Source organism: Nocardia sp. CY15, from assembly GCF_009829295.1.
Taxonomy (GTDB): domain Bacteria; phylum Actinomycetota; class Actinomycetes; order Mycobacteriales; family Mycobacteriaceae; genus Nocardia; species Nocardia sputi.
Genome location: NZ_VUOT01000001.1, coordinates 209,358 through 227,273, shown reverse-complemented (window position 1 = coordinate 227,273; position 17,916 = coordinate 209,358). Strand labels below are relative to the sequence as shown.

Sequence of the window (17,916 nt, the reverse complement as noted above, 5' to 3'; positions counted from 1 at the left end):
ACCCGCGCGCCTCATGGGGCGACACCCCCCGCGATCGCCATGGCGGCGCCGACGATGCCCGCGGTGTTGCGCAGGCGCGCCGGAATGACCGGGGTCTGGTTCGTGAGCAGCGGAATCCAGTGCTCGGCGTCCCTGCTGATGCCTCCGCCCGCGACGAAGACGACGGGGAAGAACAGGTTCTCCAGTGTGGTCAGGACCAGGCTGACCTGCGCTGCCCACTGTTCGTAGGTCAGGTCGTCGCGTTCCTTCACCGAGGCCGCCGCGCGGTGCTCGCTCTCCATGCCCCCGACCTCCAGGTGGCCGAGCTCGGTGTTGGGCACCAGCGTGCCGTGGTAGAGCAACGCGGAGCCGATGCCGGTGCCCAAGGTCAGCAGCATGACCAGTCCCGCGAAATTCCTGGCCGCGCCGTAGCGGTCCTCGGCCATGCCCGCGGCATCCGCGTCGTTGAGCACGGTGACCGGCCGGCCGCCGAGGGCGGCGGAGAACAGCGCGCGCGCGTCGGTGCCGATCCAGGACTTGTCGATGTTGGCCGCGGTGCGTGCCACACCGCCGATCACCACGGCGGGCAGTGTGAGGCCCACCGGACCGTTCCACCCGGCCTTGGCGACCAATTCGGCCACCGCCTCCGCCACGGCGAACGGTGTCGCGGGGTGCGGCGTCGCGATCTTGATCCGCTCGTGGACCAACTCGCCGGTGGCCAGATCGACCACGCCGCCTTTGACGCCGCTGCCGCCGATATCGATGCCGAATGCGTGCCCCCGAGCGGACATGACTAACCCCTCGTTCCCTGTGCTGGCCGATGTGATGACAGCGCTGCACGGGGCCCACGGCGCCACGGCGGGCGTTGCGATGGGATGCCCGACGACGGCGCTGTGTCGTGCACGACAAGAGTAATGCGACCCCGAGGCTGGGCGTTCGGCGAGGATATGTGATGCGATGGAAGGCGTGCCGGAAACCACATCGTCAGTGTCCGACTACACCTCCGACTCGTTCGTCTCGATCGTCGCGCGTGGCGACGAAGCCGACCTGCGGCGTATCGCGGTCGACATCGCCGAGACGGCCGCCGCCCATGTCCGCACCCGCCGTCCCGAGGTGTTCGGGCCTTCGGGCGCGCACGCCGAAGGCGCCGTACAGTCCAAGAGCCACGAGACCGACCCGGTGACCATCGTGGACACCGAGACCGAAGAGCTGATCCGAAAACTGCTCGCCGAACAGCGCCCCGGCGACCCGATCCTCGGCGAGGAGGGCGGCGGCAGCATCGATGACGCGAGCGCCGACACCGTCCACTGGGTGGTGGACCCGATCGACGGCACCGTCAACTTCCTCTACGGCGTCCCCGGCTACGCCGTGTCGGTGGCCGCGCTGCGTGGCGGGCGACCGGTCGCGGGCGCCGTGGTGGACGTGGCCCGGGCGGCCACCTACAGCGCGGGGCTCGGCCTCGGTGCGCTGCGGGTCGACGCCGACGGCGTGGTGGAGCACTTGAGCTGCACGCCCGTCGAATCGGTCGCGATGGCTTTGGTCGCCACCGGATTCGCCTACGGCAGGCACCGCAGGACCAGGCAGGCGGAACTGGTCGCGCAGGTGCTGCCGCACGTGCGCGACATCCGTCGTTTCGGCGCGGCGGCGCTGGACCTGTGCCATGTCGCGGCGGGCCGGGTGGACGCCTATTACGAGCACGGACTGAACGCCTGGGACTGGGGCGCAGGCGCGCTGATCGCCGCGGAGGCGGGCGCGCGGCTGACGTTGCCGCCCGCGACGGTGCCGGGCACCGACGGCGACCTGGTGGTGGCCGCCGCGCCCGGCATCGCCGACGAACTCGGGGAACTGCTGGCCCGGGTCGGCGCTACCGAGCCGATTCCGGACCGCTGATCAACAGCGCGCGTTCCGCGCGGCTGGTCAACAGCGCGCGTTCCGCGCGGCGTCGAGCAGCTTGATATCGATGGATGTGGAGTTGCCCGGCGCGGGGTTCTTGAGCGAACGCAGCACTTCCTCGGCGTCGTTGCTGGGCCGGATGTCCCGGAACAACGAGCCGAGCACCAGATCGACCGTGTCGTCGCCGCGCTGATCCTCGATCAGCTCGGCGCACGGCGCGACCAGTTGCACGGATGCGGCGGCCGGTCGGCCGTTGACGCCGAAGCGGATCTGTCCGGCGCATTCCAGGTCGCCGTTGACGTATACCGAATCGTTGCCGTACTGCATTCCTGGCGCGCCGGCGAAGCCGAGGTCGCCGAGCTTGGCGGCGACGTGCGCGGCCTGCCCGCGCTGGTTGTTGGCGTTCAGCACGCGCACCTTGCTCGCTGACAGCGGTGCGGGTTCCACGTCTTCCAGTCGCCCCGCGCCGACCCGCTGACCGAGCGGAGTCGCTTGGGGCGCACCCGGATCCGAGGCGGGGCTCGGTGAGTTGCACGCCATCGCGGTGTAGTCGGTGTCGTGCGTCGTGAGGGCTTTGATCCAGACGATCCCGCTGATCAGAGCGAGAACGCCGAGCATGATGAGCCAGGGCTGCGGGCGGCGGCGCAGGAACGGACGACCTTGCGGATCCGTCGCGCTGCCTTCGGTGATCAGTGAAACCACCAGCACACTCTACGAAAATGTGGCGAGGGCGCGGCGCAAGGTCTCGGTGCGTTCCCCGAACGGTGTCGATTGGCCCTCGATTTCGACTCGTCTGTGTTTTGATTGCGACTTTTGCTCCGGCGTCCGCTATTGTCTGGCGGCCCAGATCGAATCGCCGGTGCGGAAATCAGTGGTCGGTCGCGGGAACAAGAAGGGCATGTCCTGCGTTTACCCAGCGCTATCGGGAGTGGATCGGCACGATCCGCCCTGATAGGCGACCGGTGTACGTGTGACGTGCACCACCGGCGGGGCGGCTTCCGTCGCGGCGGTTCCGGCAGGAATCGGGTGTGAGCGGACCGGTCCGGGATATACGGAGTTAGGACGAGGGGAAGACGACATGGCAACCGACTATGACGCACCGAGGCGCACCGAAACCGACGATGTGTCGGAGGATTCGCTGGAGGAGCTGAAGGCTCGTCGTAACGAGGCACAGTCCGCCGTCGTGGATATCGACGAATCCGATACCGCGGAGTCGTTCGAGCTTCCCGGCGCCGACCTGTCCGAGGAAGTGCTGACGGTTCGGGTGATCCCGAAGCAGGCCGACGAGTTCACCTGTTCCAGCTGTTTCCTGGTCCATCACCGGAGCAGGCTGGCCAGTGAGAAGGGCGGCCAGATGATCTGCATGGATTGCGCCGCCTGATCTCGACGAGATCGAACAATGTGTCAGCCCGCGCTCGGTAGACCGAGCGCGGCAAGGACCCGTTCGGGCCGCCGCGTACTGACCAGCCAGTACGGCGTCGGATCGTCCGGGTCGTCGAGCACGAGCAAAACCATCGGCCCCACCCAGGGGCGATGCTGGACATAGGCGGCGGGGTCGAGCTGGCGACCCAGCGCCGCGCTTTTCGCGGTGGGGGCGACGATGGCCGCGCGGGCCACGAAATTCACCGGCAGATGCGCGCGATCGGCGCGCAACTCCGGTGTCCCGGTCGCGTCCGGCGCCACTTCGACGCGATGTCTGCTCAGCCACAGCAGCACCCAGACCGGCACCGGGAACAGCAGCACGTAGGGCAGCCACGCCCGTAATCCCGGGGCTCCCATGTGGATCTCCGCCGCGAGCAACCCGGTGAGAGCGAAGGCCACGGGCCACCACCACAGCGGCACCCACAGACGCTCCCGGTACAGGTGCGCTTGCTGCTTTTTCTCGTCCGCGGTCATGGGATTGGGCTGGTCCGACACGAGTCAACACTAAGTCACGAGGGCGAACAGCCTACGCGTAGGCTCGTCCAACGTGAGCGCACTTTCACCCATACCCTTGCTGCGGCTGGACCCCGGCATACCTGTGCCCACGCGCGCCCATGCGGGCGACGCGGGCGTGGATCTGTGCACCACGCAAGACGTCATCCTGGAGCCGGGCGAGCGGGTGCTGGTCGGCACCGGTGTCGCCGTCGCGCTACCGGCCGGCACGGTCGGCTTGATCCATCCGCGCTCGGGTCTGGCGGCCAAGGCCGGCCTGTCGGTGGTCAACACCCCGGGCACGATCGACGCAGGGTATCGGGGCGAGATCAAGGTGTGCCTGATCAACCACGACCCGCGCACGCCGATCGAGTTGCGTCGCGGCGACCGGATCGCGCAACTGCTGGTGCAACGAGTGGAGCTGGTGGATTTCGTGGAGGTCGACTCGCTCGACGAGACGACCAGGGGGGCGGGCGGCTACGGCTCCAGCGGCGGCCACGCGAGCCTGACCGCGCAGACGAACGGGGCGGGCCGGACGACCGGCAAGGAGGCATGACGGGAATGTTCGGAAAGAGAAAGAAGTCGAGCCGGGCCGCGGACGACCGATACGACGAGGCGGAGGACTACGCCGACTATGAGCCCGAGTCCGACTACGAGTCCGACTACGAGTCCGACTACGAGTCCGACTATGAGTCCGACTACGACGACGACTTCTACGACGACGCCCCCACCGACGAGCGCTCGTACGAGGGCGTCGACCTCGACGCCGACCGGCCGCACGGCCGACCCGGCCCCTACGACTACGACGAGGTCGACGAACTGCTGGATTCGGTGTCCGAGCAGCGGCTGGATCTCGGGTCGGTCCTGTTGCCGGTCCCGCCGGGCGGTCAGCTGCAGGTCGAGATGACCCCGGAGGGGCAGCCGCAGGCGGTGCACCTGGCCACCGAGCACGGCCGGATCACCGTCGCGGCCTACGCCGCGCCCAAGACCTCCGGCCAATGGCGGCTGGTCGCCGCGGATCTCGCCGACTCGCTGCGCAAGGACGGGGCCAGGGTGTCGGTGGAGAACGGCCCGTGGGGCCGGGAACTGCTGGCCCTGACCGAGGGCGCCGACCTGCGTTTCATCGGTGTGGACGGCTATCGCTGGATGGTGCGGCTGGTCGCGGCGGGCCCCTCGGGCGCTGCGGACGACGGCAGTCCGCTGGTGAAGGCGGCGCGCGCGATCTTGAGCGAGACGGTGGTGCGGCGTGGCGAGGACCCGCTGCCCGTGCGCGAGCCGCTGCCCGTCGTGCTGCCGCAGCAGTTGTCCGAGCAGCTGGCCGCGGCCCATCAGCAGCAGGTCGAAGCTCAACAGCAGGCGATGGCCGCGCAGGCGGCGGCGCAGACCGGCGCGCAGCCGGTGGTGCCGCGGATGTCGCAGGGACCTCGACGCGGTGCGGACGGCTCGGCCATGCAGCAGCTCGGCCTGAACTGAGCCGACCGAGCCGACGAACTCACTCGAAGGCGCCGAGCCCCGCGTGCCCCAGTATCGCGGGGTCGGCGCCGAGTTCTTCCAGGGTGATCCGGTGCAGGTGGGAGTGCGGGGCCGCCGTCGCCCACTCCTCGGCCACCGCCGCCGGGTGCACCGGGTCGTCGACCGCGGCGACCACCGCGAGCGGCGGCTCGAAGGTGGCCAGCCGCTCGACGTCCGGCCACTTGTAGTCCGCGGCCTCCTCCAGCGCCTGCGGAAGATCCGGCCACTGGGCCCGCCAGGACTGGGTCAGCGCGTCCGCCAGCCACCGCGGACTGCTCGACCGCATGCGGTCGAGCACCGTCGCCAGACCGTCGGCGCGCAGTTGCGCCGCGGTGGCCGCGGCGCTGAGCGCGGCCGGGCAGGCGGCGGTGTCGCTCCCGGTCCAGGCGGGCAGCGCCGCCACGACCCCGACGACGCGATCCGGATGCTCGGCCGCCCACTCCAGTGCTATCGCGGCGCCGAGCGAGATCCCCGCCGCCAGCACCGGTGCCGAATCCGCCGCGGCGTCCAGCGCGGCCCGGCAGCTCGCCACCACGCGGCGCGGGTCCGGTTCCACCGCGACGAATTCCAGTCCGCGGGCAGCGCTGGCGGGCCCGAAGGCGCGCCTGGCGAAGGCGGCGTCGGACCCGGTTCCGGGCAGTGCCACGACGCGAGCGAGGTGTGGGGAGGCGAACATCGGTCCGAGCGTAGCGGGGGTCGCCCGGCCCATCTACAGTGGCGTTGTACGACCACGACAGGTCGTGCGGATCGGATCCCTCACGATGGTGTGCGACCCACGCCATCTGCTCTACGCAGGAGAGCGTGCACAATGTCATCCGCAGCCTCAGGATATTTTCGCCGTCTGGGCCGCAGGCTGACCGAAGACATCGATCAGCTGGATGCCGAAGAGCTGGCCGAGACATCCGAGGCCTCGGGAGCGTGTCGCGCGTCGGAGTGCCGACGCGGTGACGAGGCCACCATGCTCGGTAGGCTCCGCAGCGTCGAAGCGTGTCCCAAGTCCGCAGGCGCCAGCGTCCAGGCGGAGTTCTTCGACGGCACCGACGCCATCACGCTGGTCTGGATCGGGCGTAGGCGCATTCCCGGCATCGAGCCGGGTCGGCGCATCCTCGTCCGTGGCCGGGTGGGCGATCGGGACGGCCGCAAAGTGATCTTCAACCCTTACTACGAATTGCGCGGGAACAGCTGACGTATGCCATTGAGCGACGACAACGCAGGATCGGACGACCGCACCGGGCTCGCCGTGCCCGACCGTGAGGAAGAACGTGCCGAGCAGACCCTCCTCGAACAACTCGGCGGCTTCAGCGGCCTGATCTACTCGACGCTCCCCGTTGTCGTGTTCGTACCCGTCAACAGCGTCGCCGGGCTGACCGCCGCCATCTGGTCGGCTCTCGGGGTGGCCGCCGCCATCCTCCTCTGGCGTCTGGTGCGGCGCGATCCCATTCAGCCCGCCATCTCGGGCTTCTTCGGCGTCGGCATCTGCGCTTTCATCGCCTACCGGATGGGCGAGGCCAAAGGGTTCTTCCTCTTCGGCATCTACACCAGCCTCCTCTACGCCGGGGCGTTCCTCGTGTCCATCCTCGTTCGTCGGCCGCTGGTCGGCGTGATCTGGGGGGTGCTCAACGGCCACGGCTCGGACTGGCGGTCCGATCCGCGCGCGGTGCGACTCTACGACCTGGCCACCACGACCTGGATCGTGGTGTTCGGCGCGCGCTACCTGGTGCAGTCGCAGCTCTACGACACCGACCGGACGGGCTGGCTCGCGTTCGCCCGTATCGGGATGGGCTGGCCGCTGACCGCCGTGGCGCTGGGCGTCACCATCTGGGCGGTGCGCCGGGCTGGTCACCTGCCCACCAAGACGGTGGCCGCGACCGGCTCGGCCTGAGCGTCGGCCCCGCGCCGCCGCCCGGCGAAAACCACAGGGGTGGGGTAAGTCCCACCGCCGAGGTGGGTGGTAACCCACCCTGGGGTGCCTGGTTGCCGTTCCGCGTTCATCAGACGATCTATGCGTACCGAGAACACGCACTGATCGGCAAGAAAGGACTAGGACGTGGCTACCGAGCACAACACCGCGGCGCTGCCCAAGAACCACCATCCCGCTCTCTCGGAGAGCCGGCGGGTATCGGCCGAGTTGGACAAGCTGATCGGCCCGGCGGCCGCGGGCGACCGGCAAGCGATCAGCGAGATCATCCGGATCGTGCACCCGCTGGTGCGCCGCTACTGTGGTGCGCGCCTGGGCAACACGGCCCATCTGCACGTCACCGCCGACGACGTGGTGCAGGAAATCCTGCTGGCCACCGTGAACGCCATTCCGCGCTACCGCGATCAGGGCAAATCGTTCCTGGCCTTCGTCTACGGCATCGCGGCCAACAAGGTCGCCGACGCGTTCCGCCGCTCGCAGCAGCATCCCGCCTACCCGACGCCCGACGTCCCGGACCGCGCATCCTCCGCGGCCGGCCCGGAGGAGTGGGCGCTGGCCTCCGAACGGCGCACCGCCACAAGGGAACTCATGAAAGTGCTGGCGCCCGCGCACCGTGACGTGCTGGTGATGCGCATCATGCTGGGCTGGTCGGCGGCGCAGACCGCCGAAGCCATCGGCACCAGCCCGGGCGTGGTCCGGGTGATGCAGCACCGGGCGCTGAACAAGCTGCGCGCGCAGCTGAAGCCGGCCGCGTAGTCCCGCGTGCGGCGCTTCGCCGACAACGCATCCGGCCGTGTACGGGGAGTTATGGCCTGATGCCGTGATTGGCGAGTTCCACCCGGAGGTCCTCCTCTGCCTCCACCGAGGTCACGAACAGCAGCTCGTCGTCGCCTTCCAGCGCGTCGTCCGGCTGCGGCACGATCACCCGCCCGCCACGCAGGATGGTCACCAGGGCGGCGTCGCGCGGCAGGGTGAGCGTGCGCACCGGCTTACCCGCCAGCGCGGTGTCCGCGGGCAGTGTCATCTCCACCAGGTTCGCCTGGCCCTGACGCAGCGTCATCAGGCGCACCAGATCGCCGACAGACACCGCCTCCTCGACCAGGGAGGCCAGCAGCCGCGGCGTGGATACCGCGACGTCCACACCCCAGGAACCGTCGAAGAGCCACTCGTTGCGCGGGTCGTTCACGCGCGCCACCACGCGCCGCACCCCGAACTCGGTCTTGGCCAGCAGGCTGTGCACCAGGTTCGCCTTGTCGTCACCTGTGGCCGCGATGACCACCTCGTAGGTCTCGAGCCCGGCCTGCTCCAGTAGCGCGAGTTCGCACGCGTCCGCGTGCACCCAGATCGCGTCGGGGATCGCGACCGCATCGATGTGCTCGAGCTGACGCTCCAACAGCATGACCCGGTGTCCGCCGCGCAGAAGCTCCCTGGCGATCGAACGGCCTACGGCGCCCGCTCCGGCGATGGCCACTTTCATGTTCAATCCTCGCTCGCTGGGGGCTTGGTGGCCATGGCGACGGCTTCGCCCACGGTGCCGGATGCGGCGGCCACATAGACGATGTCGTCGGCCTGGATGATGGTCTTGCTGTCGGGAAGCAGCGCCTGGCCGAACCGGATGACGAACGCCACTCGGGCCGAGATGGTCTGCTCGAGGTCGCGCACCGTGCGGCCGTACCACTCTTCGTGCAGCGTCAGCTGGGTCACAGCAACTGTTCCGGTCGGGTCCCGCCAGGTGGTGGTGCCGGTGTCGCCGATGAGCGCGCGCAGGAAGCGGTCGGTGGTCCACGGGACCGTCGCGATGGTCGGGATCCCGAGCCGTTCGTAGACGGCCGCGCGCTTGGCGTCGTAGATGCGGGCGACCACCCGCTCCACCCCGAACATCTCTCGGGCGACCCGGGCGGAGATGATGTTCGAATTGTCACCGGAGGAGACCGCCGCGAACGCTTCGGCTCGCTCGATTCCCGCCTTTATCAGCACATCTCGATCGAATCCGACGCCTGTCACCCGCTCACCGGGGAAGTCGGATCCCAGGCGTAGGAAGGAACTGGGGTCCCGATCGATCACGGTGACCTCGTGACCTACGCGGACCAGGGCATGGGCCAGTGACGAGCCGACCCGCCCGCACCCCATGACCACTACGTACACCGTGCAACCTCGTTCCTGAAACCATGGTGTTCGGTCTGATCTGCCGTTCGGTCGAACGCTACCCGTCGAATGATTCCACCGGCCACGTTCCCCCTCCAGCCCGCGAGCAAACCTGCGAGCCACGCGCGCGATCCACCGTGCGGGGGCCTATGCTCGCTCCAGTGTCCAAGTTGACGACGGCAGCGAAGCGAGTGCTGCTGGGCAGGCCTTTCCGTAGTGACTCGCTCGGCCACACACTGCTGCCGAAGCGGATCGCGCTTCCGGTGTTCGCTTCGGACGCCATGTCGTCGGTCGCCTACGCCCCCGAGGAGATCTTCCTCGTCCTCTCGGCTGCCGGGGTGGCGGCGTACCTGTACGCCCCGTGGGTCGGATTGGCGGTCGCCTTCGTCATGGCGGTGGTGGTGGCCAGCTACCGGCAGAACGTGCATGCCTACCCCTCCGGCGGCGGCGACTACGAGGTGGCCACCACCAACCTCGGCCCCAACGCCGGGCTGACCGTCGGCAGCGCGCTGCTGGTCGATTACGTACTCACCGTCGCGGTGTCGATCTCTTCGGCCGCGTCGAATATCGGCTCGGCCATTCCGTTCGTCGCCACCCACAAAGTGCTGTTCGCCGTCGTAGCCATCGCGGTGCTGACCGCGATCAATCTGCGCGGCGTGCGGGAATCGGGCACCGCGTTCGCCATTCCGACCTACGCGTTCATCGCCGGAATGTTCATCATGCTCGGCTGGGGGCTGATTCGGATCTTCGTGCTCGGCGAGGAATTGCGGGCCGAATCGGCCGGCTTCGGGTTGATCGCCGAGCACGAGCATCTCTACGGCTTGGCGTTCGCCTTCCTCATCGCGCGCTCGTTCTCCTCCGGCTGCGCCGCGCTGACCGGTGTGGAGGCGATCAGCAACGGGGTGCCTGCCTTCCGTAAACCCAAATCGCGCAATGCCGCCACCACCCTGCTGATGCTGGGGGCGATCGCGATCGTCTTGCTGATGGGCATCATCATCCTCGCCCAGAAGATCGGAGTCGTCTACGCGCACAACGTCGCCGACCTGACCGGGGCACCAGCCGACTACCACCAGAAGACGCTCATCGCCCAGCTCGCCGAGACGGTGTTCCACGGGTTCCCGCTCGGATTCTTCTTCATCACGGCGGTGACCGCGCTGATCCTCGTGCTCGCCGCGAACACCGCGTTCAACGGGTTCCCCGTGCTCGGCTCGATCCTGGCGCAGGACCGCTACCTGCCGCGCCAGCTGCACACCAGGGGCGATCGGCTGGCCTTCAGCAACGGCATCCTGTTCCTGTCCGGTGCGGCCATCGCGTTCGTGGTGCTGTTCGGCGCCGAGGTGACCAAGCTGATCCAGCTGTACATCGTCGGCGTGTTCGTATCGTTCGTGCTCAGCCAGACCGGCATGCTGCGGCACTGGACCCGCCTGCTGCGCACCGAGACCGACCCGGCGCAACGCGGGCGGATGAAGCGATCACGGGTGATCAACGCGGTCGGTCTCTCCGCGACCGGAGCGGTACTGGTGATCGTGCTGATCACGAAGTTCTTCGCGGGCGCCTACATCGCCATCTTCACCATGGTCGCGATCTTCGTCGTGATGAAGCTGATTCGCAGGCACTACGATTCGGTCGCGCGTGAGCTGGACGAGCACGAGTGGGACGGCGTGCTGCCCAGCCGCTCGCACTCCATCGTGCTGGTCTCCCGGCTGCATCTGCCGACCCGCCGCGCGCTGGCCTACGCGCGCGCCAGCCGCCCCGACACGCTGGAGGCGGTGACGGTGAACGTCGACGATGCCGACACCAGGGCGCTGGTGCGCGAATGGGAGAAAAGCGATATCACGGTGCCGCTCAAGGTCATCGAGTCGCCGTACCGCGAGATCACCAAACCGGTCCTCGACTATGTGAAGCGGGTGCGCAAGGACGCCCCGCGCGACGTGGTGACCGTGTTCATCCCCGAGTACGTGGTCGGACACTGGTGGGAACAGATCCTGCACAACCAGAGCGCGCTGCGGTTGAAGGGCAGGCTGCTGTTCGAGCCGGGCGTGATGGTGACCAGCGTGCCATGGCAGCTGAGTTCGTCGGCTCGGGCCAAGGCGCCGGGTGTGGTGAACGCGGCCGGTGCGTGGCGGCGCGGCTACGAGGACCGGACATGACGCTCGCGGAGCATGCGCGATGAACGATCGGCGGACGAGGACGTTCGAGGTGCGGCTCGGGCCGCCGGGGCACGGCGGCTTCTGCGTCGCGCGGCACGAGGGACGCGTGGTGTTCGTCCGGCACGGACTGCCCGGTGAGCTGGTGCGGGTCCGGGTCACCGAGGATCGCGGCGGCTCGTTCTGCCGGGCCGACGCGGTCGAGGTGCTCGAGGCGTCACCGGACCGGGTGCCCGCCATCTGCCCGGTCTCCGGTCCCGGTGGCGCGGGGTGCTGCGATTTCTCGTTCGCCACGCCGACGGCCCAGCGCACGATGAAGGCCGCGGTGGTGGCCGAACAGTTGCGACGGGTGGCCGGTATCGAGCGCGAAGTGCTGGTGGAGCCGATCGGACCCCCGGACGCGGTCGGCGGATGGCGTACGCGGGTACGGCTCGCGGTCGACGCGCACGGCCGCGCGGGAGTACATCGTTATCGCAGCACCGACGTGATCGCGGATCTGCGGTGCCCGCAACCGGTCGCGGGGGCACTGGAGGGAATCGCCGACCGGCAGTGGACGCCGGGCGCGGACTTGGTCATCGCGGTGGACGGTGACGGGATCCGGCACGTCGTCGAGCTGGCGCCCGCCGCCGAGGCCGAGCCGGTCAGCCGGGGCGGGGATCGGCGCGGCCCCGGCGGGAGTGGGCGGCGATCGGAGACCGGTGGTCCGGACCGGCGTGAACGCGCCGGAAGCGGTCGGCGTGAGCGGCCGCACGGCCGCGATCAGCGTGGGGGACGGCGTGGCGGCGGCGGAGCGTGGGCCGGCGCGGACAACCGGCGCGACGGCAGGCGCGAGGCGTCCGCGCGACGTGCCGCGGCGCACGCGGCGCGTGACGAGTGGGTGTTCGGGGGAAGCGGCCGCGCGGTCGAGTACGTGGCGGGCCGCCGGTGGGAGGTCGCGGCGACGGGCTTCTGGCAGGCACATCGCGGTGCGGCGCAACGCTATTCGGATCTGATCGCGCAGTGGGCGGACCTCGGGCCGGGCGGGCGGGCCTGGGATCTCTACAGCGGCGCGGGGGTCTTCGCCGCGCGCCTGGGCGAGCAGACCGGGCGGACCGGGGTGGTGCTGGCGGTGGAATCTGCGCGGCCCGCGGTGGCCGACGGGTCCGCCGCGTTGCGTGATCTGCCCTGGGTGGAGCTGCGGGCGCAGCGGGTGGAGCGCTGGGTGCTCGAGCACGTCGGCGCGGCCGCGCCGGATGTCGTCGTGCTCGACCCGCCGCGCGCGGGCGCGGGCAAGGAAGTGGTCGGCGCGGTCACCGCCAGCGGGCCTGCGCGCGTCATCCACGTCGGGTGTGATCCCGCCTCGTTCGCTCGCGATCTGGGCCTGTACCAGGCCGCGGGCTACCGCCTCGCCGATCTGCGCGCCTTCGACGCGTTTCCCGCCACGCACCACGTCGAATGTCTTGCGTTGCTGCGGCGGTGAGTGCAGGCTCACCGCCATGACCGTGTATGTGATCGCACAGCTGAAGTTCACCGATCGCGCCGCTTACGATCGCTACCAGGCGCGATTCCTGGACGTCTTCGTCCGCTACTCCGGCACGCTGCTGGCGGCCGACGAAGCCCCGCAGACCATCGAGGGCGTCACCGACCGCGAAAAGGTGGTGCTGATGTCCTTTCCCGACGAGCCGTCGTTCCGCGCCTGGGCCGAATCGCCGGAATATCAAGAGATCTCGAAGGATCGTCATGCCGGAGCGGACACGGTGAGCCTGTTGGTGCGAGGTCTCGGTCACGGTTCGTGAACCACCGGACCTCCGGCACGATGGAGGGATGATCCATCACGTCCAATTGTGCTGTCCCGCAGGCGCCGAGGACCGGCAGCGTGGTTTCTATGCCGGGGTACTGGGGTGGCCCGAATTGCCGAAGCCGCCGCTGTTGGCCGCGCGCGGCGGCTGCTGGTTCCGTGTCCCGGGCCACGGCGGCCCGGACGGGGAACTGCACGTCGGCGTGGAAGCCGACTTCCGTCCCGCCGTCAAGGCGCACCCCGCGTTCGTCGTGAACATCGATGCTGTCGCCGAAGCGGTCGCAGCGGCCGGATATCCGGTCGTGTGGGCCGATCCGGCGGAGATCCAGGGCCGGCGGCGGTTCCACACCCACGACGCGGTGGGAAATCGGCTGGAGTTCCTCGCCGGTTGAGATCAGGCGGGCCTCCGGTTACCCGGGTCGTCGGACCGCCTGGCCGTGGCGATGTGCCGTCACTCCAGTTGCCAGGTGACGCGGATACCCGCCGAGATTTCGCTCTGGCCCAGTTCGACCGGGATGGCGGCGGCGCGGTAGGCCTCCATGGGCGCGGACAGGGACTGCGCGCGCGGGACCGGAGGGGCAGCGGCGGTGTCCTCGGTGATCTCAATGACCTTGCCCAGCGCCCGCTGCGCACGTTGCGCGTACTGGTCGGCCTTGGCCCGGGCGTTCTCCCAGGCGGCGTCGCGGGCCCGGGTGAGCAGGGACTCCTGGTCGGCGAAGGTGAGGACGAGACCGCCGAGGCGGACATCGTCACCGCCCGCCTCGACGCAGTTGGCGATGACGGTGCCCGGGCCGGGATCGGCTTCCTCGCCGATGTCACGCAACGCGACGGTCAGCGACGTGCTCGCGAGGTAACCCGTGATGCGGTTGCCCTGACCCTCGGTCCATACCGTTTCGGTCTGCACCGACAGTCCGCTGGTGGCGATGTCCGCGCCGTCGACGCCGTCGGACCGCAGCGATCGCGCGACGGCGGCGACGCGCTCGCCCGCCTGCCCATAGGCGAGCGCGACCTTGCTCGCCCGCGATTCGACGGAGATCGTCACCCGCATCAGGTCCGGGGTGGCGCGGGCGGTGCCGTGCCCGTAGGTCGTGACGGCGCCTGCGCGCGAATCGGTCTTCTTGCCCACGGAACTCTCCTCGTCGGTCGCCTGTCGAGCCGTACCGCACCATCGTGCCCGCTTCGATCGCCCGCGACATCGCTTGCTCGGGCCGGCCCACCCTGGCGCCGCATGCCGGGTACCGTATGTCGAGGCTCACATTTCGATGCCATGCGGGTCGGTGTGATCGTTCTCGTGCGGGAGCATCGGCCGCCGCTCCGTAGACTGATGGATCAGATGCGCTATCCGGAGGGAGCTAGTTCAGGTGGGAGTGCTTTCCCGGGTCGACACGCCCGATGATCTGCGTCGGCTGACCGCGCCGCAAGTGCGCGAGCTGGCGGAGGAGATCCGCGAGTTCCTGGTGCGCAAAGTCGCCGCGACCGGTGGGCACCTCGGCCCCAACCTCGGTGTGGTCGAGCTCACCATCGCGCTGCACCGGATCTTCGACTCGCCGGCCGACCCGTTGATCTTCGACACCGGGCACCAAGCCTACGTGCACAAAATTCTCACCGGCCGCAAGGATCAGTTCGACTCGCTGCGCAAGCAGGGCGGCCTGTCCGGCTACCCGAGCCGCGCCGAGAGCCCCCACGACTGGGTGGAGTCCTCGCACGCCTCGGCAGCGCTGTCCTACGCGGACGGTCTGGCGAAGGCGTTCGCGTTGAGCGGGCAGGACCGGCACGTGGTCGCGATCGTCGGCGACGGGGCGCTCACCGGCGGCATGTGCTGGGAAGCGCTCAACAACATCGCCGCCGCCCCGGACCGGCCCGTCGTCGTGGTGGTCAACGACAACGGCCGCTCCTACGCGCCCACCATCGGCGGCCTGGCCGAGCGGCTGACCGCGCTGCGCACCCAGCCCGCCTACGAGCACGCGTTGGACACGGGCAAGCGCCTCTTGAAGAGCATTCCCCGGGTGGGCGAATCGGCGTACTCGATGGTGCACGCGGTGAAGGCGGGCATCAAGGACGCGGTCAGCCCGCAGGAACTGTTCAGCGATCTCGGCCTCAAGTACGTCGGGCCGGTGGACGGCCACGACGTCGTCGCCCTGGAGGCGGCGCTGCGCCGTGCCAAGGACTTCGGCGGCCCCGTCGTGGTGCACGCCGTCACGCAGAAAGGCCGCGGCTACGCGCCTGCCGAGAACCACGTCGCCGACCAGATGCACGCCTGCGACCCGATCGATCCGCTCACCGGCGTCCCGGTCGGCGGTCCGAAGGCGCGCGGCTGGACCTCGGTGTTCTCCGAGGAATTGATCGCGCACGCCGAGCGCCGCGCCGACATCGTCGCCATCACCGCGGCGATGCCCGGCCCGACCGGACTGGCGGCGTTCGGGGAGCGCTTCCCCGACCGGATGTTCGATGTCGGCATCGCCGAACAGCACGCCATGGCCTCGGCGGCGGGGCTCGCGCTCGGCGGCATGCATCCGGTGGTGGCGATCTATTCGACGTTCCTCAACCGCGCCTTCGACCAGTTGCTGATGGACGTGGCGTTGCTGAAGCAGCCGGTCACGGTGGTGCTCGACCGTGCGGGCATCACCGGCTCCGATGGAGCGAGCCACAACGGCATGTGGGATCTGTCGGTGCTCGGGATCGTCCCCGGCATCCGGGTCGCCGCTCCGCGCGACGCCGCGACGCTGCGTGAGGAACTGGCCGAGGCGCTCGCCGTCAACGACGGGCCGACCGCGCTGCGTTTCCCGAAAGGCAGTGTCGCCGAGGACATCTCCGCGGTGGAGCGGCTGGACGGCATCGATGTGCTGCGGATGGCCGAGCCGGACGGCGGCTCGGTGCAGGCGGTGCACGGCGACGTCCTGCTCGTCGCGGTGGGCTCGTTCGCGGCAGCGGCCCTGGAAGCGGCGAACCTGCTGGATTCCGAAGGGATTTCGGTGACCGTCCTCGACCCGCGCTGGGTGCTGCCGGTCTCCGACACGTTGCTCAAGCTCGCGGAGAACTACCGGCTCGTGGTCACCCTGGAGGACGGTGGGTTGCACGGCGGCATCGGTTCGACGGTGTCGGCCCGCCTGCGCAACTCCGGGCTGGACATCCCCACCCGTGATCTCGGTGTGCCGCAACAGTTCCTGGAGCACGCCTCGCGCGGTGAGGTGCACACCGAACTGGGCCTCACCGGCCCGGACATCGCCCGGCGCATCAGCGGGTGGCTGGCAGCCCGCTGACGCGGGCGCTCGAGCCGCACCACCCGGGGGAATGTTAGACCGACGGTAGCAACGCGGCGGTCAACCGCGGCACCGCGAGTTCCCGCTGCCAGGGCCGGGCGCCGCCGGACTTCAGGAATCCGTCGACGGCGGAGGGTTCGGCCACGTCGTAGTCGGGCAGCCCGTCCCAGCACAGGCGGCGGACCAGGTCCGGCGCGAGCAGGTTCTCCACCGGAATCCCGTGCTCGGCCGACAGCTCGCCCATGGCGGCACGCGCCCGGGCCAGGCGGGCCGCCGCGGCCGGGTCGCGGCGCTCCCAGCGATTGACCGGCGGCGGGCCGTCGAAGGGCTGGGTGAGCGGCGGCAGCTCGCTGTCGGGCAACGTGCGGCCACGCTCGATCGCGGCGAGCCATTCGCGGGAATACCGGCGCTGTCGCGGACCCCCGAACACGGGCAGGGTGCGCAACTGCGCGATGGATCTGGGCTCCGCGGCCGCCGCGGCGATGATCGCGGCATCGGGGAGGATACGGGCGGGCGCCACGTCACGGGCGCGGGCCAGCGTGTCCCGGGCGGTCCACAGCTCCCGCACCACCGCCAGCTGCCGGGTGCGGCGCAGCGTGTGGATGCCCGAGGTGCGCCGCCAGCGTTCGGCCTTCGGCGCGGGCGGATCCAAGGTGCGAACGTGCTCGAATTCTTGTGCCGCCCAATCCGTTTTGCCTTGCTCGTCGAGAGCGGCGGCCACGGCGTCGCGCAGTTCCAGCAGCAATTCGACGTCGAGGGCGGCGTAATTCAGCCACTCGGCGGGCAGGGGACGGGTGGACCAGTCGGCCGCCCCGTGGCCCTTGCGCAGTGCGCGACCCAGCAGACGCTCCACCATCGCCGCCAGCCCGACCCGCTCGAAACCCGCCAGCCGTCCGCCCAACTCCGTGTCGAAGAGCCGGGCCGGGCGTAAGCCGAGCTCGGCCAGACCCGGCAGGTCCTGATCCGCGGAGTGCAGGACCCACTCCAGTCCGTTGATCGCCTCGGCCAGCGGACCCAGAGCGTCGGTGACCGGAATCGGATCGATGAGGAACGTGCCCGCGCCCGCCCGGCGCAACTGGATCAGATACGCGCGTGCCGAATAGCGGAACCCGGAGGCGCGCTCGGCGTCCACGGCCAGCGGGCCGGTGCCCGCGACCAGCAGGGCGGCGGCCGCGCTGATCTCGGCGGCGGTGTCCAGTACCGGTGGCACGCCCTCCGTCGGCGCGAGCAGGGGCGTCGCGACCGAGGGTTCGTTTTCATCTGGTACGGACATGGTGATGAACTTTACGTGCCGACTCGACGGCGCCGCCGTCCTATCGGCGCATATGTGTCGACGGATCGGGCCGGACGGGCCCGGTGGAGCGGGTGTCG

General features: G+C 69.8%; 20 protein-coding genes. 12 read left to right on the top strand and 8 right to left on the bottom strand.

Translation table 11 applies throughout. The annotated features are described in order from the left end of the window. Positions 1-11: 11 nt before the first annotated feature. Entirely contained in the window at positions 12-770 is a 759-nt protein-coding gene (gene ppgK / locus GVY39_RS01095; protein WP_159919508.1) for a polyphosphate--glucose phosphotransferase, read from the bottom strand. Between the two features lie 166 nt (positions 771-936). Here ppgK and GVY39_RS01090 point away from each other — a divergent pair, with 166 nt between their 5' ends. After that, the gene (locus tag GVY39_RS01090) at positions 937-1,869 is read left to right on the top strand and encodes an inositol monophosphatase family protein (protein ID WP_159919506.1); all 933 of its coding nucleotides are present in this window, start codon (positions 937-939) and stop codon (positions 1,867-1,869) included. 27 nt (positions 1,870-1,896) lie between these two features. Here the strand turns inward: GVY39_RS01090 and cei are convergent, their stop codons facing one another. Further along, the gene (gene cei / locus GVY39_RS01085; RefSeq protein WP_159919504.1) at positions 1,897-2,574 is read right to left on the bottom strand and encodes an envelope integrity protein Cei; all 678 of its coding nucleotides are present in this window, start codon (positions 2,572-2,574) and stop codon (positions 1,897-1,899) included. A 376-nt stretch (positions 2,575-2,950) separates the two neighbouring features. Here cei and GVY39_RS01080 point away from each other — a divergent pair, with 376 nt between their 5' ends. Then, positions 2,951-3,253, top strand: coding sequence for a DUF4193 domain-containing protein (locus GVY39_RS01080; protein ID WP_014986697.1), 303 nt, complete (start codon positions 2,951-2,953; stop codon positions 3,251-3,253). Positions 3,254-3,276: 23 nt separating this feature from the next. Here GVY39_RS01080 and GVY39_RS01075 read toward each other — a convergent pair whose 3' ends face one another. After that, positions 3,277-3,768: a DUF3093 domain-containing protein gene (locus tag GVY39_RS01075; protein ID WP_159920241.1), complete on the bottom strand. Its 492-nt coding sequence runs from the start codon at positions 3,766-3,768 to the stop codon at positions 3,277-3,279. Positions 3,769-3,841: 73 nt separating this feature from the next. Here GVY39_RS01075 and dut point away from each other — a divergent pair, with 73 nt between their 5' ends. Beyond that, on the top strand, positions 3,842-4,342 hold the full coding sequence (dut, locus tag GVY39_RS01070; RefSeq protein ID WP_159919502.1) for a dUTP diphosphatase: 501 nt from the start codon (positions 3,842-3,844) through the stop codon (positions 4,340-4,342). Between the two features lie 5 nt (positions 4,343-4,347). Further along, on the top strand, positions 4,348-5,259 hold the full coding sequence (locus tag GVY39_RS01065; RefSeq protein WP_159919500.1) for a DUF3710 domain-containing protein: 912 nt from the start codon (positions 4,348-4,350) through the stop codon (positions 5,257-5,259). Positions 5,260-5,278: 19 nt separating this feature from the next. Here the strand turns inward: GVY39_RS01065 and GVY39_RS01060 are convergent, their stop codons facing one another. Further along, positions 5,279-5,974 carry an alpha/beta fold hydrolase gene (locus GVY39_RS01060; RefSeq protein WP_159919498.1) on the bottom strand — a complete coding sequence of 232 codons (696 nt, stop codon included), beginning with the start codon at positions 5,972-5,974 and terminating at the stop codon, positions 5,279-5,281. Between the two features lie 132 nt (positions 5,975-6,106). On the opposite strand from GVY39_RS01060, the gene GVY39_RS01055 reads away from it, so the two are divergent. From GVY39_RS01055 to GVY39_RS01045, 3 genes are all read left to right on the top strand, one after another. Further along, positions 6,107-6,484: an OB-fold nucleic acid binding domain-containing protein gene (locus tag GVY39_RS01055; RefSeq protein ID WP_067808861.1), complete on the top strand. Its 378-nt coding sequence runs from the start codon at positions 6,107-6,109 to the stop codon at positions 6,482-6,484. Positions 6,485-6,487: 3 nt separating this feature from the next. Next, positions 6,488-7,180, top strand: coding sequence for a DUF3159 domain-containing protein (locus tag GVY39_RS01050; protein ID WP_159919496.1), 693 nt, complete (start codon positions 6,488-6,490; stop codon positions 7,178-7,180). Between the two features lie 165 nt (positions 7,181-7,345). Beyond that, positions 7,346-7,972, top strand: a complete 627-nt coding sequence (locus GVY39_RS01045) for a sigma-70 family RNA polymerase sigma factor (protein WP_159919494.1) — start codon at positions 7,346-7,348, stop codon at positions 7,970-7,972. 49 nt (positions 7,973-8,021) lie between these two features. Here GVY39_RS01045 and GVY39_RS01040 read toward each other — a convergent pair whose 3' ends face one another. Then, positions 8,022-8,693, bottom strand: coding sequence for a TrkA family potassium uptake protein (locus GVY39_RS01040; RefSeq protein ID WP_159919492.1), 672 nt, complete (start codon positions 8,691-8,693; stop codon positions 8,022-8,024). Between the two features lie 2 nt (positions 8,694-8,695). Further along, positions 8,696-9,361 carry a TrkA family potassium uptake protein gene (locus GVY39_RS01035; RefSeq protein WP_159919490.1) on the bottom strand — a complete coding sequence of 222 codons (666 nt, stop codon included), beginning with the start codon at positions 9,359-9,361 and terminating at the stop codon, positions 8,696-8,698. A 161-nt stretch (positions 9,362-9,522) separates the two neighbouring features. On the opposite strand from GVY39_RS01035, the gene GVY39_RS01030 reads away from it, so the two are divergent. From GVY39_RS01030 to GVY39_RS01015, 4 genes are read left to right on the top strand one after another with little or no spacing between them, the layout of a single operon-like run. After that, positions 9,523-11,511: an APC family permease gene (locus tag GVY39_RS01030; RefSeq protein ID WP_159919488.1), complete on the top strand. Its 1,989-nt coding sequence runs from the start codon at positions 9,523-9,525 to the stop codon at positions 11,509-11,511. A 19-nt stretch (positions 11,512-11,530) separates the two neighbouring features. Further along, positions 11,531-12,967 carry a class I SAM-dependent RNA methyltransferase gene (locus tag GVY39_RS01025; protein ID WP_159919486.1) on the top strand — a complete coding sequence of 479 codons (1,437 nt, stop codon included), beginning with the start codon at positions 11,531-11,533 and terminating at the stop codon, positions 12,965-12,967. Between the two features lie 16 nt (positions 12,968-12,983). After that, positions 12,984-13,283 carry a DUF1330 domain-containing protein gene (locus GVY39_RS01020; RefSeq protein ID WP_159919484.1) on the top strand — a complete coding sequence of 100 codons (300 nt, stop codon included), beginning with the start codon at positions 12,984-12,986 and terminating at the stop codon, positions 13,281-13,283. A 28-nt stretch (positions 13,284-13,311) separates the two neighbouring features. Then, positions 13,312-13,677 (top strand): glyoxalase, encoded by a 366-nt coding sequence (locus GVY39_RS01015; RefSeq protein WP_159919482.1) that lies wholly within the window; start codon positions 13,312-13,314, stop codon positions 13,675-13,677. 59 nt (positions 13,678-13,736) lie between these two features. On the opposite strand, the gene GVY39_RS01010 is transcribed toward GVY39_RS01015, so the two are convergent. Then, a complete protein-coding gene (locus tag GVY39_RS01010) occupies positions 13,737-14,411 on the bottom strand; it encodes an SIMPL domain-containing protein (protein ID WP_159919480.1) in 675 nt (224 codons plus the stop codon). 235 nt (positions 14,412-14,646) lie between these two features. On the opposite strand from GVY39_RS01010, the gene dxs reads away from it, so the two are divergent. Next, positions 14,647-16,545: a 1-deoxy-D-xylulose-5-phosphate synthase gene (gene dxs, locus GVY39_RS01005; RefSeq protein ID WP_159919478.1), complete on the top strand. Its 1,899-nt coding sequence runs from the start codon at positions 14,647-14,649 to the stop codon at positions 16,543-16,545. A 34-nt stretch (positions 16,546-16,579) separates the two neighbouring features. Here dxs and GVY39_RS01000 read toward each other — a convergent pair whose 3' ends face one another. Beyond that, complete coding sequence (locus GVY39_RS01000; RefSeq protein WP_159919476.1) at positions 16,580-17,818, bottom strand: ribonuclease D; 1,239 nt, start codon at positions 17,816-17,818, stop codon at positions 16,580-16,582. Positions 17,819-17,916: the final 98 nt, after the last annotated feature.